The sequence below is a fragment of the Streptomyces sp. NBC_00513 genome, assembly GCF_041431415.1.
Classification (GTDB): Bacteria; Actinomycetota; Actinomycetes; order Streptomycetales; family Streptomycetaceae; genus Streptomyces.
On the sequence record NZ_CP107845.1, the window covers coordinates 4,614,108 to 4,635,229 of the forward strand.

19 protein-coding genes are annotated in these 21,122 nt (G+C 71.6%); 11 read left to right on the forward strand and 8 right to left on the reverse strand.

Features of this window, described 5'->3' with window-relative positions:
- Positions 1–45 precede the first annotated feature (45 nt).
- From OHA84_RS21385 to OHA84_RS21395, 3 genes are all read right to left on the reverse strand, one after another.
- Positions 46–1,365 (reverse strand): M28 family metallopeptidase, encoded by a 1,320-nt coding sequence (locus OHA84_RS21385; protein ID WP_266970198.1) that lies wholly within the window; start codon positions 1,363–1,365, stop codon positions 46–48.
- A 206-nt stretch (positions 1,366–1,571) separates the two neighbouring features.
- Positions 1,572–2,546 (reverse strand): EamA family transporter RarD, encoded by a 975-nt coding sequence (gene rarD / locus OHA84_RS21390; RefSeq protein ID WP_053678990.1) that lies wholly within the window; start codon positions 2,544–2,546, stop codon positions 1,572–1,574.
- Positions 2,547–2,724: 178 nt separating this feature from the next.
- On the reverse strand, positions 2,725–3,582 hold the full coding sequence (locus OHA84_RS21395; protein ID WP_266970196.1) for an SDR family oxidoreductase: 858 nt from the start codon (positions 3,580–3,582) through the stop codon (positions 2,725–2,727).
- A gap of 98 nt (positions 3,583–3,680) precedes the next feature.
- Here OHA84_RS21395 and OHA84_RS21400 point away from each other — a divergent pair, with 98 nt between their 5' ends.
- Positions 3,681–4,043 (forward strand): helix-turn-helix domain-containing protein, encoded by a 363-nt coding sequence (locus OHA84_RS21400; protein ID WP_053678995.1) that lies wholly within the window; start codon positions 3,681–3,683, stop codon positions 4,041–4,043.
- A gap of 138 nt (positions 4,044–4,181) precedes the next feature.
- Here the strand turns inward: OHA84_RS21400 and OHA84_RS21405 are convergent, their stop codons facing one another.
- The 5 genes from OHA84_RS21405 to OHA84_RS21425 all read right to left on the reverse strand — a co-directional run bounded on the left by OHA84_RS21405 (position 4,182) and on the right by OHA84_RS21425 (position 11,081).
- Positions 4,182–5,261, reverse strand: a complete 1,080-nt coding sequence (locus tag OHA84_RS21405; protein ID WP_266970194.1) for a 2-oxoacid:ferredoxin oxidoreductase subunit beta — start codon at positions 5,259–5,261, stop codon at positions 4,182–4,184.
- Entirely contained in the window at positions 5,254–7,203 is a 1,950-nt protein-coding gene (locus OHA84_RS21410; RefSeq protein WP_266970192.1) for a 2-oxoacid:acceptor oxidoreductase subunit alpha, read from the reverse strand. The genes OHA84_RS21405 and OHA84_RS21410 overlap by 8 nt, the downstream gene beginning before the upstream one ends.
- A gap of 233 nt (positions 7,204–7,436) precedes the next feature.
- Positions 7,437–8,096 (reverse strand): response regulator transcription factor, encoded by a 660-nt coding sequence (locus tag OHA84_RS21415; protein ID WP_266974014.1) that lies wholly within the window; start codon positions 8,094–8,096, stop codon positions 7,437–7,439.
- Between the two features lie 239 nt (positions 8,097–8,335).
- A complete protein-coding gene (locus OHA84_RS21420) occupies positions 8,336–9,664 on the reverse strand; it encodes a sensor histidine kinase (RefSeq protein ID WP_371591432.1) in 1,329 nt (442 codons plus the stop codon).
- Positions 9,665–9,890: 226 nt separating this feature from the next.
- On the reverse strand, positions 9,891–11,081 hold the full coding sequence (locus tag OHA84_RS21425; RefSeq protein WP_266970189.1) for a sensor histidine kinase: 1,191 nt from the start codon (positions 11,079–11,081) through the stop codon (positions 9,891–9,893).
- Positions 11,082–11,237: 156 nt separating this feature from the next.
- Here OHA84_RS21425 and OHA84_RS21430 point away from each other — a divergent pair, with 156 nt between their 5' ends.
- From OHA84_RS21430 to OHA84_RS21475, 10 genes are read left to right on the forward strand one after another with little or no spacing between them, the layout of a single operon-like run.
- Positions 11,238–11,645, forward strand: a complete 408-nt coding sequence (locus OHA84_RS21430) for an NADH-quinone oxidoreductase subunit A (RefSeq protein ID WP_053682658.1) — start codon at positions 11,238–11,240, stop codon at positions 11,643–11,645.
- Positions 11,636–12,247 carry an NADH-quinone oxidoreductase subunit B gene (locus tag OHA84_RS21435; protein WP_053682657.1) on the forward strand — a complete coding sequence of 204 codons (612 nt, stop codon included), beginning with the start codon at positions 11,636–11,638 and terminating at the stop codon, positions 12,245–12,247. Before OHA84_RS21430 ends, OHA84_RS21435 begins: the two co-directional genes overlap by 10 nt.
- Positions 12,244–13,350: an NADH-quinone oxidoreductase subunit C gene (locus OHA84_RS21440; protein WP_266970187.1), complete on the forward strand. Its 1,107-nt coding sequence runs from the start codon at positions 12,244–12,246 to the stop codon at positions 13,348–13,350. Before OHA84_RS21435 ends, OHA84_RS21440 begins: the two co-directional genes overlap by 4 nt.
- Positions 13,347–14,315, forward strand: a complete 969-nt coding sequence (locus OHA84_RS21445) for a complex I subunit 1 family protein (RefSeq protein ID WP_053682655.1) — start codon at positions 13,347–13,349, stop codon at positions 14,313–14,315. The genes OHA84_RS21440 and OHA84_RS21445 overlap by 4 nt, the downstream gene beginning before the upstream one ends.
- Complete coding sequence (locus tag OHA84_RS21450) at positions 14,315–14,905, forward strand: NADH-quinone oxidoreductase subunit I (RefSeq protein ID WP_199826649.1); 591 nt, start codon at positions 14,315–14,317, stop codon at positions 14,903–14,905. Before OHA84_RS21445 ends, OHA84_RS21450 begins: the two co-directional genes overlap by 1 nt.
- A complete protein-coding gene (locus tag OHA84_RS21455; RefSeq protein ID WP_053682654.1) occupies positions 14,902–15,486 on the forward strand; it encodes an NADH-quinone oxidoreductase subunit J in 585 nt (194 codons plus the stop codon). Before OHA84_RS21450 ends, OHA84_RS21455 begins: the two co-directional genes overlap by 4 nt.
- Positions 15,486–15,842 (forward strand): NADH-quinone oxidoreductase subunit NuoK, encoded by a 357-nt coding sequence (gene nuoK, locus OHA84_RS21460; RefSeq protein ID WP_053682653.1) that lies wholly within the window; start codon positions 15,486–15,488, stop codon positions 15,840–15,842. The genes OHA84_RS21455 and nuoK overlap by 1 nt, the downstream gene beginning before the upstream one ends.
- A complete protein-coding gene (locus tag OHA84_RS21465) occupies positions 15,839–17,887 on the forward strand; it encodes an NADH-quinone oxidoreductase subunit L (protein ID WP_266970185.1) in 2,049 nt (682 codons plus the stop codon). Before nuoK ends, OHA84_RS21465 begins: the two co-directional genes overlap by 4 nt.
- A gap of 38 nt (positions 17,888–17,925) precedes the next feature.
- Positions 17,926–19,479 (forward strand): NuoM family protein, encoded by a 1,554-nt coding sequence (locus OHA84_RS21470; RefSeq protein WP_053682651.1) that lies wholly within the window; start codon positions 17,926–17,928, stop codon positions 19,477–19,479.
- Entirely contained in the window at positions 19,476–21,035 is a 1,560-nt protein-coding gene (locus OHA84_RS21475; RefSeq protein ID WP_053682650.1) for an NADH-quinone oxidoreductase subunit N, read from the forward strand. Before OHA84_RS21470 ends, OHA84_RS21475 begins: the two co-directional genes overlap by 4 nt.
- The last annotated feature ends 87 nt before the right edge of the window (positions 21,036–21,122 follow it).

The window sequence follows — 21,122 nt, forward strand, 5'->3', positions numbered from 1 at the left end:
GCCGGTCCGGGAGATTCCGGTGGCTTCCGAGGGCGCCGGAAGGTCCTAGAAGGTGATCTTCCAGCTGTTGATGTAGCCGACGTCCTGCGCCGCCACGTCCTTGACCTGGAGCTTCCAGACCCCGTTGGCGACCTCGCTCGACGCGTTGACCGTGTACGAGGCGACGACGTTGTCGGCCGAGTCCGAGCTGGAGGAGTTCTTCAGCCGGTAGGCGGTGCCGTCCGGGGCGACGAGGTCGATCTGGAGGTCACCCCGGTAGGTGTGGACGATGTTCACGTCCACCTTGGTGGTCGCCGGGGCGTTGCCCGTGACGCCCGAGACGGTGACCGGCGAACTCGCCGCGGCACCGGGGGAGTCGGGGATGTTCACGTCGGCGGTGTTCTCGAAGGACTTGCCGGGCGGCACCGGGGTGCCGGCGCCCAGGTTCCAGATCGCGTAGGCGATGGCGTCCGCGTTGCGGTCCAGGGCGGTGTCGTTGATGTTCGCGGTGGTGTCGCAGGAGGAGTGGTAGCAGCGGTCGAAGGCCTGACCGGAGGTGCCGCCCCACTTCTGCGCCTGGGCCGCCGTCTTGGTGTAGTCGGCGCCCGAGAACAGGCCGCCGACCGGGATGCCCGCGTTCTTGAACGGGGCGTGGTCGGAGCGTCCGTCGCCCTCGGTCTCTATCTCGGTGGGTATGCCGAGGCCCGCGTAGTAGTTCTTGAAGGTCTGCTCGATCGTGGGGTCGTCGTCGTAGACGAAGTAGCCCGGGTTCGGCGAGCCGATCATGTCGAAGTTCAGGTAACCGGAGAACTTCGCCTTCTCGGTGGCCGACAGGCTGTTGACGTAGTACTTCGAGCCGACCAGACCCAGTTCCTCGGCGCCCCACCAGCCGAAGCGCAGGTGCTTCGTGGGCTGGAGCTGGGCGCGGGAGACGGCCAGCGCGGTCTCCAGGACGGCCGCCGATCCGGAGCCGTTGTCGTTGATGCCGGGGCCGGCGGTCACCGAGTCCAGGTGCGAGCCGGACATCAGGACGGAGTTGGGGTCACCGCCCGGCCAGTCCGCGATCAGGTTGTAGCCGGTGGCGCCGCTGGAGGTGAAGGTCTGGAGGCTGGTGGTGAACCCGGCCGCGTCGAGCTTGGCCTTCACGTAGTCGATCGACGCCTTGTAACCGGCTCTGCCGTGGGCGCGGTTGCCGCCGTTGTTGGTGGCGATGGTCTGGAGCTGCGTCAGGTGCGCCTTGACGTTGGTCAGCGGGATGTCGGGAGGGGTGGGGGCGGCGTTGACCGCCGTGGGCGCGGCGAGAGCGGCGGGGGAGGTGGCGGCGAACAGGCCGGCGACCGCGATGGCGGTCACGGTGGCAAGGCGCCGAGGGACGGACAGGCTCATGTGGGGGCTCCGGAATTCCGTATGGGGATGAGACGGAACGTGCGGGGATAGAGCGGGTGAGCGTGCGTGCGTCAGTGCGAGCCTGATGTTCAGCGAGAGTATGACTATTCGTCAAGACCACAATCCGGTCAGGGCGGTTCGGAAAGCGGACGATCCCCGGTACGGGGGTTCCGTACCGGGGATCGTGGGGCGGGAAGGGCGAGCCGCTACGCGGGCTCGCGGGCCGTCGTCGGCTCCGTCGCAGCGGCCGCGGGGGCGGCCGGCGCGAGGGTCGCGGCGGCGGCCAGACGGGCCCGGGAGCGACGCGAGGTCCGCAGCGCGTCCCAGGTCAGCAGGGCCAGTGCGGCCCAGACCAGGGAGAAGCCCGCCCACCGCTCGGGCGGCATCGCCTCGTGGAAGTACAGGACGCCCAGCCCGAACTGGAACACCGGGGCCATGTACTGGAGCAGGCCCAGTGTCGACAGCGGCACCCGGATCGCGGCCGCGCCGAAGAACACCAGCGGGACCGCGGTGACCAGCCCGGTCGCGGCCAGCAGCGCGGAGTGGCCGAGGCCCTCCGTCGCGAAGGTGGACCGCCCCTGCGCGGCCAGCCACAGCAGGTAGCCGAGGGCGGGCGGGAACAGCAGCGCGGTCTCCGCGGTCAGTGACTCCAGGCCGCTCATGTTGAGCTTCTTCTTGATCAGCCCGTACGTGGCGAAGGAGAAGGCCAGCGCCAGGGAGATCCAGGGCGGCCGCCCGTACCCGATGGCCAGCACGAGCACCGCGGAGAAGCCGACGCCGACGGCCACCCACTGGGCCCGGCGCAGCCGTTCGCCGAGCACCAGGACGCCGATCGCGATGGTGACCAGGGGATTGATGAAGTAGCCGAGGCTGGCCTCGACGACCTGGCCGTTGTTGACCGACCAGATGTACAGGCCCCAGTTCACGCTGATCACGGAGGCGGCCAGGGCGGTCAGGGCCAGCTTGCGCGGTTGGCGCACGAGCTCGGCCATCCAGCTCCAGTGGCGCAGGGCGAGGAGGGCGATCCCGACGACGGCGAGCGACCACACCATGCGGTGGGCCAGGATCTCGATCGCCCCGGAGGGCTTCAGGAGGGGCCAGAAGAGGGGGACCAACCCCCACATCCCGTACGCGCCGAATCCGTAGAGCAGTCCCGTGCGCTGCTCGTTCTCCGCCTTCACGGGGCCTCCAGTACGACTTCCGGCCACTCGCCACCCGAGTCACAACCCCACGAAGGTATCGCCGTACCGCCCGGATGTCATGCCCGTAAGGGGGAGATACTCATGACACCCGGGCTGATGGGGTGGAGGTCGAGCCGGCCTCGAACGGACCTTGAGTCGGGCCGGCCCCCGGCGCGGCTCAGGCCAGGGCCGAGGCGATGGCCGTCGCCACCGGGGTCGTCGGGCGTCCGATCAGGCGGGCCAGGTCACCGCTCGTTCCCGCCAGCCGGCCGCGCGAGATCGCCGCGTCCACGTCGACGAGGATCGCCGCGAAGCCCTCGGGCACCCCCGCGCCGGTCAGGATCCCCAGGTGGGTGTCGGCCGGCACCTCGGCGTACGCGACCTCGCGGCCGGACTGCCTCGCGACCTCGGCCGCGTACTCCGCCAGGCTCCAGGCCGTGTCGCCGGACAGCTCGTACACCGCGTTCAGGTGCCCCCCGCCGGTCAGCACCACCGCCGCCGCGGCGGCGTAGTCCGCCCGCGCGGCGGACGCGATGCGGCCCTCGCCGGCGCTGCCGACGACCGCGCCGTGCTCCAGCACCACGGGCAGTTGGGCGGTGTAGTTCTCGTGGTACCAGCCGTTGCGCAGGAAGGTGTACGGGAGCCCCGAGTCGAGGATCGCCTGCTCGGTGACCTTGTGTTCGGCCGCCAGGTCGAAGTCCGCCTCGGGGCCGCCGAGGACGCCGGTGTACGCGAGCTGCGCCACGCCGGCCGTCTTCGCCGCCTCGATCACGGCGGTGTGCTGCGGAACCCGGCGTCCGACCTCGCTGCCGGAGATCAGCAGCACCCGGTCGCCGGCCCCGAAGGCCCCGGCCAGGCTCGCCGGCTCGTCGTAGTCGGCGAGCCGTACGTCGATGCCGCGCGCGGCCAGGTCGGCGGCCTTCTCCTTGTTCCGTACGACGACGGCGACGCGCTCGGCGGGGACCCGTTCGAGCAGCTCCTCGATGACGAGGCGGCCGAGGGATCCGGTGGCTCCGGTGACGACGATGCTGCTCATGGTGCGCTCCTGGGTGGTCCGGCGGTGCGGGCTGATGTCACTACCGTACGGAGAGCGCTAACTATTCGGAAGTACCCACTCTGAAGTAAGGTACTTACATGCAGGTAAGTGTGAAGGCTCCGATGTGTCCCTCCCGCGGCGTGCTGGAACACGTCACCAGCCGCTGGGGCGTCCTCGTGCTCGCCGCCCTGGTCGAGCGCTCGTACCGGTTCAGCGAACTCCGCCGGGAGGTGGCCGGGGTCAGCGAGAAGATGCTGGCCCAGACCCTCCAGACGCTGGAGCGCGACGGATTCCTGCTGCGCGAGGCGCAGCCGGTGATCCCGCCCCGGGTGGACTACTCGCTCACCGACCTGGGCCGCGAGGCCGCCGAGCAGGTGTGGGCGCTCGCCCGCTGGACCGAGCGCCGGACTGCCGACGTGCAGGCGGCCCGCGCCGCGTACGACGAAGCCCGGACCGCGTAGCGCGCTCCGGGCTCCCGCCGCACGTCGTACCGCCGTCGGCTCGTCGTACTGCCGTCGGCCCGTCGTACCGCCGCCGTACCGCTCGTCATGTGCTGCCGCGCGCGGCGCGGTCGACGGTGACCGCCGGCCGGCGGTCGGTCAGCCGACCACGGTCCAGGTGTCGTTGCCGGTCAGCAGCGTCGTCAGGTCGCCCTTGCCGTTCCGATCGATCGCGGTGTCGAGTTGGTCGGCCATGAGGGTGTCGTAGACGGGGCGTTGGACGCTGCGCAGGACTCCGATGGGGGTGTGGTGGAGGGTGTCGGGGTCGGCGAGGCGGGAGAGGGCGAAGGCGGTGGTGGGGTTGGTGGTGTGGGCGTCGTGGACGAGGACGTGGGGGGTGTTCTCGGGGGTGATGGTGGCGACTTCGAGGTCGCCGGTGGTGGGGTTGCGGATGACGCCCTTGGTGTGGTCGGTGCCGAAGCGGACGGGTTGGCCGTGTTCGAGGCGGATGACGGCGTCTTGGGCTTTTTCGTTGTCCTTGAGGGCTTCGAAGGCGCCGTCGTTGAAGATGTTGCAGTTCTGGTAGATCTCGACGAGTGCGGTGCCTTGGTGGTCGGCGGCTTGGCGCAGGACGTCGGTGAGGTGTTTGCGGTCGGAGTCGATGGTGCGGGCGACGAAGCCGGCTTCGGCTCCGATGGCGAGGGAGACGGGGTTGAAGGGGGCGTCGAGGGAGCCCATGGGGGTGGATTTGGTGATTTTGCCGAGTTCTGAGGTGGGGGAGTACTGGCCTTTGGTGAGGCCGTAGATGCGGTTGTTGAAGAGGAGGATTTTGAGGTTGACGTTGCGGCGGAGGGCGTGGATGAGGTGGTTTCCGCCGATGGAGAGGGCGTCTCCGTCGCCGGTGACGACCCAGACGGAGAGGTCGCGGCGGGAGGTGGCGAGGCCGGTGGCGATGGCGGGTGCGCGTCCGTGGATGGAGTGCATGCCGTAGGTGTTCATGTAGTAGGGGAATCGGGAGGAGCAGCCGATTCCGGAGACGAAGACGATGTTTTCCTTGGCGAGGCCGAGTTCGGGCATGAAGCCCTGGACGGCGGCGAGCACGGCGTAGTCGCCGCAGCCCGGACACCAACGGACCTCCTGATCCGACTTGAAGTCCTTCATCGACTGCTTCCCCTCGGCCTTGGGCACGAGGGACAGCAGATGATGCCCGGCTTCGGACACCTCGGTGACGTCAGTCATTGATGGCCTCCTTGAGGACCGTCGCCAGCTGTTCGGCCTTGAAGGGCATCCCGTTGACCTGGTTGTACGACGCGGCGTCCACCAGGTATCTGGCCCGGATCAGGGTGGCGAGCTGGCCGAGGTTCATCTCCGGCACCACTACCTTGTCGTAACGCTTCAGGACCTCCCCGAGATTCCTCGGGAACGGGTTGAGGTGACGCAGGTGCGCCTGCGCGATCGGCAGTCCGGCGGCCCGTACCCGGCGTACGGCCGCGGTGATGGGGCCGTAGGTGGAGCCCCAGCCGAGGACGAGGACGCGGGCCTCGTCGGGGTCGTCCACGTCCAGGTCGGGGACCCGGATGCCGTCGATCTTGGCCTGGCGGGTGCGGACCATGAACTCGTGGTTGGCGGGGTCGTAGGAGATGTTGCCGGTGCCGTCCTGCTTCTCGATGCCGCCGATGCGGTGTTCGAGGCCGGGGGTGCCGGGGACCGCCCACGGGCGGGCCAGGGTCTGGGGATCGCGTTTGTACGGCCAGAACACCTCGGTGCCGTCCGCCAGCTCGTGGTTCGGACCGGCCGCGAACTGCACCGTGAGGTCCGGCAGGTCCGTGACCTCAGGGATCTTCCACGGCTCGGAGCCGTTGGCGAGGTAACCGTCCGAGAGCAGGAACACCGGAGTGCGGTACTCCAGGGCGATCCGGGCCGCGTCCAGGGCCGCGTCGAAGCAGTCCGCGGGGGTGCGGGGGGCCACGATCGGCACGGGGGCCTCGCCGTTGCGCCCGTACATGGCCTGGAGCAGGTCGGCCTGCTCGGTCTTGGTCGGCAGCCCCGTCGAGGGGCCGCCCCGCTGGATGTCCACGATCAGCAGCGGCAGCTCCAGCGACACCGCCAGACCGATCGTCTCCGACTTCAGCGCCACCCCCGGACCCGAGGTGGTCGTGACCCCCAGGGCGCCGCCGAACGCCGCACCCAGGGCCGCGCCGATGCCCGCGATCTCGTCCTCGGCCTGGAAGGTCCGTACGCCGAAGTTCTTGTGCCGGCTCAGCTCGTGCAGGATGTCCGACGCCGGGGTGATCGGGTACGAGCCCAGGTACAGCGGGAGGTCCGCCTGCCGGGCCGCGGCGATGAGCCCGTACGACAGGGCCAGGTTCCCGGAGATGTTGCGGTAGGTGCCCGTCGGGAACGACTTCGTCGCGGGGGCGACCTCGTAGGAGACGGCGAAGTCCTCGGTGGTCTCGCCGAAGTTCCAGCCGGCCCGGAAGGCGGCCACGTTCGCCTCGGCGATCTCCGGCTTCTTCGCGAACTTCGTCCGCAGGAACGCCTCCGTGCCCTCGGTGGGGCGGTGGTACATCCACGACAGCAGGCCCAGCGCGAACATGTTCTTGCTGCGCTCGGCCTCCTTCCGCGACAGCCCGAACTCCTTCAGCGCCTCCACCGTCAGTGTCGTCAGGGGCACCGGATGGATGTTGTACGCGTCCAGCGAGCCGTCCTCCAGCGGGGAGGTCGCGTAGCCGACCTTGGCCATCGGGCGCTTGGTGAACTCGTCGGTATTGACGATGATCTCCGCGCCGCGCGGAACGTCCGCGATATTCGCCTTCAGCGCCGCCGGATTCATCGCCACCAGCACATTCGGGGCGTCGCCCGGCGTCAGGATGTCGTGATCGGCGAAATGCAGCTGAAAGGACGACACGCCCGGAAGAGTTCCGGCGGGGGCACGGATCTCGGCGGGAAAGTTCGGCAGTGTCGAGAGGTCGTTGCCGAAGGACGCGGTTTCCGAGGTGAAACGGTCACCGGTGAGCTGCATTCCGTCGCCCGAGTCACCCGCGAATCGGATGATCACACGATCGAGGCGGCGGACTTCCTTGCCGCTCCCACCGGGCCGCGGCGACGTGCGCTGCTCGCCGACCACTGAGTCCTCGGCCCCGTCGGCCTGCTCGGCCGGGCTACTGACCTGGCTGGTCACTGAACTGGACCTCCTTCGAGGCGTGGGCGCTCGCTCCCAAGGCCAACCCTACGTCCGTGAGGTCATTCGTCCCTGGGTCGCCCGAATTCTGGACCGTCCTTTGGGGGCGGTCTGTCCGACAGACGTCGTGCAGTACGCGAAATATTCCAAACCTCCGGGCGATGGCGCCGGACCCCGACAGGTGCGTTTCGGGACCGGTACCACCACACCTCACCTGACAGAGTGTCAGTTGATCAAGATCTTAGATAGGTGAGAACCGCCAGTACGCGCCGGTGATCCCCCTCACTCGGGGACAGGCCGAGCTTCATGAAGATATTGCCGACGTGCTTTTCCACCGCGCCGTCGCTCACCACGAGCTGCTTCGCCACCGCGGAATTCGTGCGCCCCTCGGCCATCAGGCCCAGTACCTCGCGCTCGCGCGGCGTCAGGTTCGCCAGCACGTCCTGCTTGCGGCTGCGGCCCAGCAGCTGGGCGACCACCTCGGGGTCCAGGGCCGTACCGCCCCTGGCCACGCGCACCACCGCGTCCAGGAACTCCCGGACCTCGGCCACCCGATCCTTGAGCAGATACCCCACCCCGGTGCTGGAACCGGCCAGCAGTTCGGTGGCGTACTGCTCCTCCACGTACTGCGACAGCACGAGCACCCCGATCCCGGGATGGTCGCGGCGCAGCCGCACGGCGGCCCGCACCCCCTCGTCGGTGTGCGTCGGCGGCATCCGCACGTCGGCCACCACCACGTCCGGCAGCGCGCCCTGCGCCGCCAGCTCGTCCACCGTCTTGATCAGGGCTTCCGCGTCCCCGACGCCGGCGACGACGTCATGCCCCCGGTCGGTCAGCAACCGGGTCAGGCCCTCGCGCAGCAGCACTGAATCCTCGGCGATGACCACCCGCACCCTGTCTTCCACTTCTCAGCAGCTCCCGCATCCACTCGTCACCCGCATACCTGGCAGACCCAAGCATCCCAGCCGGCCGCCCCGACAACGGCGAATCCGGGCCAACTGGTCGCCGTCGGCCGGTATTCGACCATGCGATGCCGTGCGGTGCGTCGGGCTCGGCGGACCGGCCGCCGGGCACGCGGACGGGACCCCCGCCCACCCGGACGGGGGTCCCTCGGCAAGTCGAACGAGATGGCCTAGCGACCCGGTACGCCGGCCGGCTCGCGGTCGCGCCACGGCAGCTCGGCGGTGGCCGTCGTACCGGCGCCGGCGGGGGAGTCCACGACCAGCACCCCGTCCACGGCGTCCAGTCGCCCGGTGAGCCCCGCCAGCCCCGACCCGGCCGCGGCCGACGCCCCGCCCCGGCCGTCGTCCGCGACCTGGATCAGCACCCGGTCGCCGGACCGCCAGACGTCCACGCTCGCGGTACGGGCCATCGCGTGCCGGCTGATGTTCTGCAGCAGCTCCGACACCACGAAGTACGCGATGCCCTCGATCGCCGCCGCCGGCCGGGCCGGCAGGTCCACCGACACCCGCACCGGCACCGCGCAGCGTGCGGCCACCGAGGACAGCGCCGCGTCCAGTCCCCGGTCCGTCAGGACCGCCGGGTGGATGCCCCGCGCCAGGTCCCGCAGCTCCTGGAGGGCGATCTTCACCTCGCCGTGCGCCTCGTCCACCATGCGCGCGGCCTCCCGGGGGTCCTCGGTCAGCTTCTCCTTCGCCAGCCCCAGTTCCATGGCCAGGGCCGCCAGGCGGGCCTGGGCCCCGTCGTGCAGGTCCCGCTCGATGCGCCGCAGGTCGGCGGCGGCGGTGTCCACCACGACGCCCCGGTCGGACTCCAGCTCCGTGACCCGGTGGGCCAGCCGGGAGGGGCCCAGCAGGCCGGTGACCAGCACCCGGTCCACGGTCGTCAGGGCGCGCAGCACCCAGGGGGTGGCGAGGGTGAGGGCGAGCCCGACCAGGCAGGTGGTGGCGATGGCGAGCGGGGAGTCCAGGTAGAAGGAGTAGTCGTCGTTCTGGAACACCTGGAGTCCGGGCTGGTCGGTGAAGGTCGGGAAGACCCAGAACCAGAGCGGGTACAGCAGGAATCCCCACCCGTACGTCCAGAACACCAGCGCCACGCAGAAGCCGAACACCGCCCACGGGAAGTGGACCACCGAGTACAGCACGTGCCGCCAGGCGCTCCCGCTCTTGAGCAGGGCCCCCATGGCGGCCATCGCCCCGCTCTTGCGGGCCCTGATCGGCTCGGGATCCGCGACGTCCACCCGCAGCAGCCCCCGCACCCGGGCCCGCTCCACCTGTCCGAAGCCGCGGCCCATCGCGAGCACCCCGGCCAGGACCGGAACCCCGAGGAAGGTCACGAGCAGACCGCCGCCGAGGCTCACCCCGGTGACGGCGAGGCAGAAGTACAGGGTGCTCAGCGGGAACCCGAGCATCAGGAACCCCAACTCCCGCCAGGTCCGCGCCGCCACCGGAGCCCGCAACACCGTGCCGATCGTCGTGCCTGTGCCCGTGTCCACGCCCATGATCCCGACCCGCCCTTCGTGTCCGCCCGTTACCCCTCAACCCTGCCGCCGGGCCGCCCCCGGAACCATGCGGCGGGTCGGCCTGTCCGGAGGGGGGTTAACCCCACCCCGCACGGCCCCACCCCGCCCCGCCCGGCCCCGCACGCGAAAGCGGGACCCCCGTCCACCCGGACGGGAGCCCCGCACCCACCACGTCGCCGCAGGGAGCCGAACGAGACGACGGGACCTACCGGACCGGTACCTCCGCCGGCTCGCGGTCGCGCCACGGCAGCTCCGCCGTGACCGTCGTCCCCACACCCTCCGGGGAGTCCACGACGAACACCCCGTCCACCGCGTCCAGCCGCTCCGTCAGCCCCGCCAGGCCCGAACCGGCCCGCGCGGACGCGCCACCGCGCCCGTCGTCCGACACCCTGATCAGCAGCCGCGGACCCGTCCGCCACACCTCCACGCCCGCACCCCGCGCAGCCGCGTGCTTGCTGATGTTCTGCAGCAGCTCCGACACCACGAAGTACGCGATGCCCTCGATCGCCGCCGCGGGCCGCGCCGCCAGGTCCACGTGCACCTTCACCGGCACCAGGCACCGCGCGGCCACCGAGGACAGCGCCGCGTCCAGCCCCCGGTCCGTCAGGACCGCCGGGTGGATGCCCCGCGCCAGGTCCCGCAGCTCCTGGAGCGCCAGCTTCACTTCCCCGTGTGCCTCGTCCACCATCGCGGCCGCGCCCTCCGGGTCCTCCAGCAACTTCTCCTTCGCCAGGCCCAACCCCATCGCCAGGGCCACCAGCCGGGCCTGGGCCCCGTCGTGCAGGTCCCGTTCGATGCGCCGCAGGTCCGCGGCCGAGGTGTCGACGACCACCGCCCGGTCGGACTCCAGCTCCGCGATCCGCCGCTCCAGCTCGTCGGAGGGGGACAGCAGGCCCCGCACCATCGCCCGGTCCACGCTCGCCAGCCAGCGGGCCACCCACGGCAGGACCGGCCACAGCACGAACAGCCCCGTCAACGCGACGGTGAAGGTGAGCACCCCCCAGGGCAGCCGGACCAGTTCGAACAACACGGTCCGCCAGGCGACGGGATCCTTGATGCTCGACCACAGCCAGGGGAAGAACCCGCCGGAGCGCAGCGGGCCGGGGATCGGCGTCGGCTCGTCCACCCGTACGCCCAACAGCCACCGGGAACGGACCCGTTCCAGCTTGCCGAGCTGCCGCGAACCGAGCAGCCCGCACGCGAGCAACGGCAGCCCGATCGCGGTCACGGACAGACCGCCCGCGGTCGAGACCATGACCACCGTGTAGACGAAACCGATCAGCGCCGCCGGCAGATTGCTCAGCAGGTACGCGATCTCCTTCCACGTGGCCGCGCCGAAGGCCGCACGTACGGGTGGGAGGAGGTCGTCCTGGGAAGTGCGGATGCTCGCGGTCATGCCGCACAGCCTGCCAATTTCCGTCCGGCGTCGCCATGGGGTGGCCCGGCGGCGGTGAACGGGGGATAACCCCACCCCGCGTGGCCCAGGCCCTAGACTCCCGTGCGTACCAGATCACCCAGATCGTCGACAGTGGCCGAGGAGCGAGGAACGGACGTGCCCGACCCAACGGTATCGACCGTGACCGTGTACGCGGCGGACTACTTCCGAAGCTATTCGGTCGTCGGCCTGCTCGCCGTGCTCGGCGTGCTGTTCGTCGCCGTGGCCTTCGGCGCCGGCCGACTGCTGCGGCCCGTGGTCCCCACCCCCGAGAAGCTCCTGACGTACGAGTGCGGCGTGGACCCCGTCGGCGAGGGCTGGGCGCACACCCAGGTCCGCTACTACGTCTACGCGTTCCTCTACGTCATCTTCGCCGTCGACTCGATCTTCCTGTTCCCGTGGGCGACCGTGTTCGCCGCCGCCGGCTACGGCGCCACGACCCTGGTGGAGATGTTCCTCTTCCTGGGCTTCCTGGCCGTCGGCCTGCTCTATGCGTACAAGAAGGGCGTCCTCGAATGGCTGTGACACCGGCGGGGACACCGGCCGAGCCGCAGCCGCTTCCCGAGCCGAAGCGGCTGGGAGTGCTCTCCCGACTGGCACCCGAACCCATGAAGGTGGTCCTGAACTGGGGCCGCCGCTACAGCCTGTGGGTCTTCAACTTCGGCCTGGCCTGCTGCGCGATCGAGTTCATCGCCGCGTCCATGGCCCGACACGACTTCATCCGACTCGGTGTCATCCCCTTCGCGCCGGGTCCCCGGCAGGCCGACCTGATGATCGTCTCGGGCACGGTCACCGACAAGATGGCCCCCGCCGTGAAGCGGCTCTACGAGCAGATGCCCGAGCCGAAGTACGTCATCTCCTTCGGCGCCTGCTCCAACTGCGGCGGACCGTACTGGGACTCGTACTCCGTCACCAAGGGCGTCGACCAGATCATCCCGGTCGACGTCTACGTGCCCGGCTGCCCGCCGCGCCCCGAGGCGCTGCTCCAGGGGATCCTCAAGCTCCAGGAGAAGATCGCCCGAGAGTCGCTCGCGGACCGCTACGCGAATCCGTCCGTAGCCCAACTCACCAGCGGCCTGGTCACGCCCCCGCCCGCGCCCTCGGCCACAGCGGGGGCCGGCGCGTGAACCTCTACGACTCCCTGCCCGACGCGGCGGCGACCGTCTTCGGCGCCGAGGCCGTGGGCTCGTTCGCGTACGACGTCCTCACGGTCGACGTGCCCGTCGGATCCTGGATCTCCTCGCTGGAGATCGCCCGCGACAAGCTGGGCTGCACCTACTTCGACTGGCTGAGCGCGGTGGACGAGCCGGGCACCGGCTTCCAGGTCTGCGCGCACGTCGTCTCGCTGGAGAACCACCGCGTACGACGCCTGCTGCTGCGGACCACCGTCCCGCACGCGGCGGCCTCGCTGCCGTCCGCCGTCGCCGTCTACGCGGGGGCGCAATGGCACGAGCGGGAGACCTTCGAGATGTTCGGGGTGATCTTCACCGACCACCCCCACCTCGTTCCCCTCCTGCTCCCCGAGAACTTCGAGGGCCACCCGCTGCGCAAGGACTTCGTGCTCGCGGCCCGCGTCGCCAAGGCCTGGCCGGGCGCCAAGGAGCCGGGCGAGGCACACGACCCCGACGCGCCGAAGCGACGACAGATGCTGCCGCCGGGCGTTCCCGACCCCAACGACTGGGGCCCGCTCAAGGGCCAACTGCCGCCGGCCCCCACCCGCCCCGCCCGCACCCCGCGCGCGGCCGGCGGCGCGGGCGCCCCGGCCCGGACGCCCCGCGAGGGCGCGCCGGTCCGCCGTACCCGCTCGGTGGCCGAGGGCTCCGCGACCCAGGCACCCCCGGCCGAAGGCGACGCCCCGGTGCGTCCGGTGCGGCGCAGCCGGTCGGTCGCGGACGGCTCCGCGAGCCAGGCCGGCCCGCCGGGGCCTGCGACCGGGGCCCCGGACGCGCCCGCCGCGCCGCCGCCGGCCGGGCGCGGCAGCGACGCGCCCTGGCACGACCCGAAGCCCGCCTTCGAGAAACCGGCGCCGGCCGCGACGCCCGCACCGCCCCCGGCCCAGACTCCGACGGACGGACCCGCCCCGGACAAGTCCCCGGACGAAACCCCGGACGAAACCCCGGACAAGAGGCCGGACACGGCCCCGGGCAAGGCCCCGGCCAAGAAGCCGGACCCGGCACCCGGGTCCGAGTCCACCCCCGACCCCACCCCCGACAACGGAGGCGACGCGTGAACGACGTCCTCGACGTCGCCCTGCGACTGATCGTCGTCTTCGTCGTCTTCCTCGTGCTCCCGCTCGTCGTCGGGCAGACCGAGCACAAGGTGATGGCCCACATGCAGGGCCGCCTCGGCCCCATGTACGCGGGCGGCTTCCACGGCTGGGCCCAGCTCGTCGCCGACGGCGTGAAGTTCGCGCAGAAGGAGGACATCGTCCCGGCCGACGCCGACCGGCGGATCTTCCAGCTCGCCCCCGCCGTCGCGCTGCTCCCCTACCTCCTGGTCCTCCTCGTCATCCCCATCGGCCCCGGCGAGGGCGCGGTCGGCCAGGTCATCGACGCGGGCCTGTTCTTCGCCCTCGCCGTCATGGGCGTCGGCGTACTCGGCAGCCTGATGGCCGGCTGGGCCTCGGCGAACAAGTTCTCCCTGCTGGGGGGTCTGCGTACCGCCGCTCAACTGCTGGCGTACGAGCTGCCCATGCTGCTCACGGCCGCCTCGGTGGCCATGGCGGCCGGCACGGTCTCCCTCCCCGGCATCGTCGACGCCTTCCAGTGGTGGTGGCTGCCCTGGCAGATCGTCGGCGCGCTCGTCTTCTTCATCGCCGGCCTCGCCGAACTCCAACGGCCGCCCTTCGACATGCCCGTCGCCGACTCCGAGATCATCTTCGGCGCGTACACCGAGTACACCGGCCTGCGCTTCGCGTTGTTCCTGCTCGCCGAGTACGCCGGCATCGTCGTCCTGTGCGGCCTCACCACCGTCCTCTTCCTCGGCGGCTGGCACGGCCCCTTCGGCGGGGACGACCTGGGGTGGGTCTGGACCCTCCTCAAGGTCGCCGTCCTCGCCTTCGTGGTGATCTGGCTCCGCGTGAGCTACCCCCGACTGCGCGAGGACCAGTTGCAAAAGCTCGCCTGGACCGTCCTCATCCCGCTCGCGCTCGCCCAGATCGCGCTCACCGGCATCGTGAAGGTGGCGATCAACTGATGCCCGTTCCCGGATCCGGCCTGGCCAAGGGCCTCGCCGTCACCCTGCGCACGATGACGAGGCGCTCGCACACCGCCCAGTACCCCGACGTGCAGCCCGAACTCCCGCCGCGCAGCCGCGGCGTCATCGCGCTGTTCGAGGAGAACTGCACGGTCTGCATGCTCTGCGCGCGCGAGTGCCCCGACTGGTGCATCTACATCGACTCCCACAAGGAGACGGTGCCCGCCGCCGCCCCCGGTGGCCGCGAGCGCAGCCGCAACGTCCTCGACCGCTTCGCCATCGACTTCTCCCTCTGCATGTACTGCGGCATCTGCATCGAGGTGTGTCCCTTCGACGCCCTCTTCTGGTCGCCGGAGTTCGAGTACGCGGAGACCGACATCCTCGAACTCACCCACGAGCGCGACAAGCTCCGCGAATGGATGTGGACCGTGCCGGCCCCGCCCGCCCTGGACCCGGCCGCCGAGGAGCCCAAGGAGATCGCCGCCGCCCGCAAGGCCGTGGACAAGGCGGAAGCGGCTGCCGCCGCCGAAGCGGCCGCCGCCGCGGCCGCCGCGACCGAGACACCGACCGACCCGGAGGGAGACGCGTGAGCCCCGCCGCCACCCTGGCCGCCACCGGCCCCGGTTTCCTCTCCCCGACGGGCGTCGAGATCGCCTTCGTCCTCGTCGGCCTCGCCACCCTCGGCGCGGCGCTCGTCACGGTCACCACCAAACAGCTCGTGCACGCCGCGCTGTGGCTGGTCGTGGCGCTCGGCGGGATCGCCGTCGAGTACCTGCTGCTGACCGCCGAGTTCATCGCGTGGGTGCAGGTGCTGATCTACCTCGGTTCCGTGGTCGTCCTGCTCCTCTTCGGACTGATGCTGACCAAGGCGCCCATCGGCCGGTCCCCGGACGCCGACTCGGGCAACCGCCCCGTCGCCCTCGGCGTCGCGATCGTCGCCGCCGTCGCACTCGTCTGGGTCGTCGTCGACGCCTTCCGCACCACCTGGATCGACCTCGACGGGGCCGCCCAGGGATCCACCCGGGTCACCGGCGAGTTCCTCTTCCAGCACTGGGTGCTGCCCTTCGAGGCCCTCTCCGTGCTCCTCCTCGCGGCCCTGATCGGCGCCATCGTCCTGTCCCGCAGGAACGACCCCGCCGCCGGCCCCGACGACCAGAAGGGGCCGCGCTGATGCACCTCGCCTACCCGGCCGTCCTCGCGGCGCTCCTCTTCTGCGTCGGCCTGTACGGGGTACTCGCCCGCCGCAACGCCATCCTCGTGCTGATGGCCGTCGAGCTGATGCTCAACGCCGTCAACCTCAACCTGGTGGCCTTCGACGTCTGGCTGCGCGACGCCCTGCACGCCGGCCAGGCCCTCACCCTCTTCACCATCGCCATCGCCGCCGCCGAGATCGGCATCGGCCTCGCGATCGTGCTGACGGTGTACCGCAACCGGGGCACCTCGGACGTCGACCGACTGCGCGACACCGCCGAGGGCCACGAGCCCGCCCCGACCGATCCGAGCATCCAGAGCGAGGTCACCGCGTGAGCACCACGACCCTCGCGGTCCTCGTCCCCCTCCTCCCGTTCCTCGGCGCGGTGGCGGGACTGCTGTGCGGCCGCGGTGCCCCCGGCTTCGTCCGGCCGCTCGCCATCCTGCCGACGCTGGGCGCCGCCGTGCTGGCCGTGCTCGTCGCCGTCCGCCAGGGCGGCGGCCCGGCCATCGACACCGCGACCGAGCTGACCCCGACCGGCTCGGTGCCGATCGAGCTCGGCCTGTACGTGGACGGCTTCGCGGCCCTGGTCGCCGTGCTGGTCGGCGTGGTCGCCACCTGCGTGCAGCTCTACTCCACGGCCTACCTGCGCGAGGACCCGCGCTACCCGTCGTACGCCGCCCTGGTCTCCCTGTTCACCTCCGCCATGCTGGTCGTCGTCTACTCCGGCGACCTGATGGTGCTGCTCGTCGGCTGGGAGGTCATGGGCATCTGCTCGTACTTCCTCGTCGGCCACTACTGGGAGACCGAGGCGGCCCGCTCCGCCTCCCTGAAGGCCTTCCTCGTCACCAAGCTCGGCGACGTGCCCTTCCTCATCGGCCTGTTCGCCCTCGCCACCGACGCCGACTCCTTCCGGATCACCGAGATCCTGGACACCGTCGGCGCCGGCGGCCTCGACCACCCGACGCTGATCGCGCTGCTCCTGCTCGCCGGGGTCGCCGGCAAGTCCGCGCAGTTCCCGCTGCACACCTGGCTGCCCGACGCCATGGCGGGCCCCACCCCGGTCTCCGCGCTGATCCACGCCGCGACGATGGTCGCCGCCGGCGTGTACTTCGTCGCCCGCCTGCTCCCGGTCTTCGCGGCCTCCCGGGCCGCGCTGGTGGTGATGGCCGCCATGGCGGCCATCACCATGGTCGGCTCGGCCCTCGCCGCCCTGGCCCAGGACGACATCAAACGCGTACTGGCCTACTCCACGATCGGGCAGCTCGGCTACATGATCGGCGCCCTGGCCGTCGGCGACCGGGGCGCGGCCGTCTTCCACCTCCTGTCGCACGGCGCGTTCAAGGCGCTGCTCTTCCTCGGCGCGGGCGTGATCATCCACGCCGCCGGGACGAACTCCCTGGCCGCCATGTCCCGCACGGCCGGCCTGGCCAAGCGCATCCCCGACGCGTTCTGGACGATGACGCTCGCGCTCCTCGCGCTCGCCGCCATCCCGCCCTTCGCCGGCTTCTTCTCCAAAGAGGCGATCCTCGTCGCCGCCGAGCGCACCGCCACCGGCCACTCCGACGTCGCCCCCGGCGCGGCCGGCTGGCTGGTGCTCGTCTCCGGCGTGCTGACCGCCCTGCTCACCGCCGCCTACGCCACCCGGCTGTGGCTGATGGCCTTCCGCGGCCGGGGCGCCGCCGCCCCCGACCACGGCAAGGAGCCCGTCGCCATGACCGGCGTGCTGTGGCTGCTGGCGATCCCCACGGTGGCCTTCGGCCTCGCCGCCGGCCCCCTCGCCGACTGGTTCGACGGCGAGCAGCTCACCCCGTCCGTGGTCACCTCGGTCCTCGGAGTCGGCGCCGCCGTCATCGGCGTCCTGCTGACCTACGGCCTCTGGCAGCGCGCCGGCGCCGCGGCATACGCGGCCCCCGCCGCGATCGGACCCGCGGCCGCCGCCGTCACCGACGAGCCCGCCGCCGTCGCGGCCGGTGTCTCCGCCGCCACCGCCGCGGCGGAGTCCGCCGCCGAGACCCCCGAGGTCGCGGAGGTCGCCCACGAGCACCCCACCGTCCCCGCGGGTCCCGCCCCCGACCCCGGCAAGGCGCTCCTCGGCCCGCTGCACCGCCACGCCGCGGCCGGCTTCCACCTCGACGCCGTCTACGACCGGCTGTTCGTCCGCCCCGTACGGGCCGCCGCCGGCCTGGTCCGCTTCCTCGACCGGGAGGTCGTGGACACGTACGTCCGCGGCGCGGGCGCGGGCCCCCGACTGCTCGGCGCCCTCGTCCGCCGCGCCCAGACCGGCAACGTGCAGAGCTACCTGAGCGCCCTGCTCGCCGGCGCCGTGGTCCTGGCCATCGCCACCGCCGTCCTCGCCAACGTCAACGCCGGATCGTGAGCCGTGAGTCAGCCGTGATTGATATCAGCCCGTCCGTCATGCAGTTCCTCCTGGCGTTCGTCGTGGCCGTACCGCTCCTCGGCGCCGTCGCCGCCCTCCTGCCGGCCCCGCCCGGCCTCAAGGGCAAGAGCCCCGAACAGGCCGTGCTGCGCCACGGCGTGACCGTGACCGGCGTGATCCTCGCCGCGACGATCGCCCTGACCCTGGGCTTCGACCACGACGCCCCGTCCCGATTCCAGGCGACGACGGACATCGGCTGGATCCCGGCACTGGACATCCGGATCCACCTCGGCATCGACGGCATCTCGCTCCCTCTCCTCCTGATGACCGCGTTGCTGTTCTTCCTCTGCGCGCTCTTCAGCTACTTCAAGCTCCCCGAGGGCCCCTCCCCGAAGGCCTTCGTCGCCCTGCTGCTCGTCCTGGAGTCCGGCACCCTCGCGACCTTCGCCGTCCTCGACCTGCTGCTGTTCTTCCTGGCCTTCGAGATGGTCCTCATCCCGATGTACTTCCTCATCGCCCGCTGGGGCGGCGCTCAGCGGCAGGCCGCCGCCTGGAAGTTCATCCTCTACACCCTCCTCGGATCCGTGGTCATGCTGCTCGGCCTGCTGCTGATCGGGCTGGACAGCGGCACTTTCGACATGGTGGCACTCGCCTCCGACAACGGCCGCGAACTGTCCCACACCACCCAGCTCCTGGCCGTGCTCGCCATCGGCCTCGGCCTCGCCGTGAAGACCCCCATGTGGCCCCTGCACAGTTGGCTGCCGGACGCACACACCGCCGCCCCCACCGTCGGATCGGTGCTGCTGGCGGGCGTGATGCTGAAGATGGGCACGTACGGGTTCGTCCGCATCCTGCTGCCGATCACCCCCGACGGCATGGCCACCTTCGCCCCCTACCTCGGCGCGTTCGCCGTCGTCGGCATCGTCTACGGGTCCCTCGCCTGCCTCGCGTTGGCCCGCAAGGGCAACAAGGGCGACCTCAAGCGGCTCATCGCCTACTCCTCCGTCGGCCACATGGGCTTCGTGCTCCTCGGCATCGCCTCCATGACCCCCACCGGCGTCAACGGCGCGCTGTTCGCCAACATCGCCCACGGCCTGATCACCGGCCTCCTCTTCTTCCTGGTCGGCGCCCTCAAGGACCGCTACGGCACCGCCGACCTCGACACCCTCGCCGGGGCGACCGGCGCCGCCCTCTACGGCCGCGCCCCCCGCCTCGGCGCGCTCCTCGCCTTCGCCGCCGTCGCCTCCCTGGGGCTGCCCGGCCTCGCCGGGTTCTGGGGCGAGATGCTGGCCCTGTTCGGTGCGTTCGACCCGGCCGAGGGACTGCCCCGGTCGGCGTTCCTCACGTACACGGCCGTCGGCGCGTTCGGCACGCTGCTCACCGCCGGCTACCTCTTGGTCGTCGTCCGCCGGGTCTGCATGGGCGACCCGAAGGCCGGACCCGAGATCACCGTCGCCGACGTCCGGCACTACGAGTTCGCCGCCTGGACCCCGCTCGTCGCCCTCACCGTCCTCGCCGGCCTGTGGCCCGCCGTCCTCCTCGGCCTCACCGACCCGGCCGTCCAGAAGCTCCTCGCAGGAGGCAACTCATGACGGTCCTGTCCGCCGCGGGCGCGCAGACCCCGAGCCTGGTCCAGTCCGTGGACTGGCTCGCCATCGCCCCCGTCGTCATCACCGCCGCCGTCGCCCTCGTCGTCCTGGTCGCGGACCTCTTCCTGCCCGAGGAGCGCAAGCCGCTGCTCGGCTGGGTCTCCGTGGCCGGGCTCGCCGCCGCGACCGCCTCCCTGCTGCCGCTGCGCGCCGGCGACCGCGCCACCTTCTGCCTCACCGGCGACCCCGGCGCGTGCAGCTACACCGCGGACCACTTCGCGCTCGTCGTGCAGTTCCTGGTGCTGGCCGGCGCCCTGGTCACCGCCCTGCTGTCGGTCACCGCCGTCCGCGACGGCCGCATGCCGGCGGGCGAGTACTGGTTCCTGCTGCTCTCCTCGGCCGCCGGCGCGGCCCTGCTGCCCGCCTCCCGGGACCTCGCCACCCTGATCGTCGCCCTCGAAGTCGCCTCGCTGCCGGCCTTCGCCCTCGTCGGCATGCGCCGCGGCGACCGGCTGTCCTCCGAGGCCGCCCTCAAGTTCTTCCTGTCCTCGGTCACCGCCACCGCCGTGTCCCTGATGGGCGTCGCCTTCGTCTACGCGGCCACCGGCTCCCTGCACCTCGCCCAGGTCGCCGACCGGCTCGAAGACGTCCCCGCGCGGTTCGACACCCTCGCCATGGCGGGCGTCGCCCTCACCCTCGTCGGTTTCGCCTTCAAGACGGCGGCCGTCCCCTTCCACTTCTGGGTCCCCGACACCTACGTGGGCGCCCCGCTGCCCATCGCGGGCTACCTCTCGGTGATCGGCAAGGCCGTCGGCTTCACCGGCCTGATCCTCGTCACCGTCATCGCCTTCCCGGCGTACTCCGACATCTGGGGCCCGGCGCTGGCCGTCCTCGCCGCGTTGACCATGACCGTCGGCAACGTCGCCGCCCTGCGCCAGTCCGCCGACCGCCCGAACAGCGCCGTCCGCCTCCTCGCCTGGTCCTCGGTGGGCCAGGCCGGCTACCTGCTGGTCCCGATCGCCGCCGCCGCGTACTCCGACCGCGACCAGATCGGCTCCACCGTCGCCTACGCCCTCATGTACGCGGCCGTGAACCTCGGCGCCTTCGCCGTGGCCGCCCTGGTCGCCCGCACCAAGCCGCTGCACCGCATCGACGACTACCGGGGCCTGTACGCCGAGCGCCCCGCCGCCGCCCTGGCCCTGGCCTTCTTCCTGCTGTGCCTGGCCGGACTGCCGCCCGGCCTCATCGGCCTCTTCGCGAAGGTCACCGTCTTCCGCTCGGCGGTCGACGCCGGGCTGGGCTGGCTGGCCGTGCTGATGGCGATCAACGTCGTGATCGCCCTGTACTACTACCTGCGCTGGACGGCCCTGCTCTTCCGCGCCCCGCGGGAGGCCGCGGGCGAGAGCGCGGGCGAGGGCGCGGCCACCGCCGGGGCCCGGGTGAAGGCCCCCCTGCCGATCACCGTCGCCATCGTGCTCACCGGAGTCACCGCCCTGGTCCTCTCGGGCGCCCCGCAGCTCATCCTGCGCTTCGCCGCGGGCAGCCTCTTCCCGCAGTAGCCGCCCGCCCCGCACGCCCGCCCACACGCCGTCCCGCACGCCGTGACCCGTACGGAGCAATGCCCACGGCCGCCCCGCCGCCCGGCC

Coding starts and splice junctions, on each gene's coding strand:
- OHA84_RS21385 (WP_266970198.1), bottom strand. CDS start 1,365: ATGAGCCTGTCCGTCCCTCGGCGCCTTGCCACCGTGACCGCCATCGCG.
- OHA84_RS21395 (WP_266970196.1), bottom strand. CDS start 3,582: ATGAGCAGCATCGTCGTCACCGGAGCCACCGGATCCCTCGGCCGCCTC.
- OHA84_RS21400 (WP_053678995.1), top strand. CDS start 3,681: ATGCAGGTAAGTGTGAAGGCTCCGATGTGTCCCTCCCGCGGCGTGCTG.
- OHA84_RS21405 (WP_266970194.1), bottom strand. CDS start 5,261: ATGACTGACGTCACCGAGGTGTCCGAAGCCGGGCATCATCTGCTGTCC.
- OHA84_RS21420 (WP_371591432.1), bottom strand. CDS start 9,664: ATGGGCGTGGACACGGGCACAGGCACGACGATCGGCACGGTGTTGCGG.
- OHA84_RS21425 (WP_266970189.1), bottom strand. CDS start 11,081: ATGACCGCGAGCATCCGCACTTCCCAGGACGACCTCCTCCCACCCGTA.
- OHA84_RS21435 (WP_053682657.1), top strand. CDS start 11,636: ATGGCTGTGACACCGGCGGGGACACCGGCCGAGCCGCAGCCGCTTCCC.
- OHA84_RS21450 (WP_199826649.1), top strand. CDS start 14,315: ATGCCCGTTCCCGGATCCGGCCTGGCCAAGGGCCTCGCCGTCACCCTG.
- nuoK (WP_053682653.1), top strand. CDS start 15,486: ATGCACCTCGCCTACCCGGCCGTCCTCGCGGCGCTCCTCTTCTGCGTC.
- OHA84_RS21470 (WP_053682651.1), top strand. CDS start 17,926: ATGCAGTTCCTCCTGGCGTTCGTCGTGGCCGTACCGCTCCTCGGCGCC.
- OHA84_RS21475 (WP_053682650.1), top strand. CDS start 19,476: ATGACGGTCCTGTCCGCCGCGGGCGCGCAGACCCCGAGCCTGGTCCAG.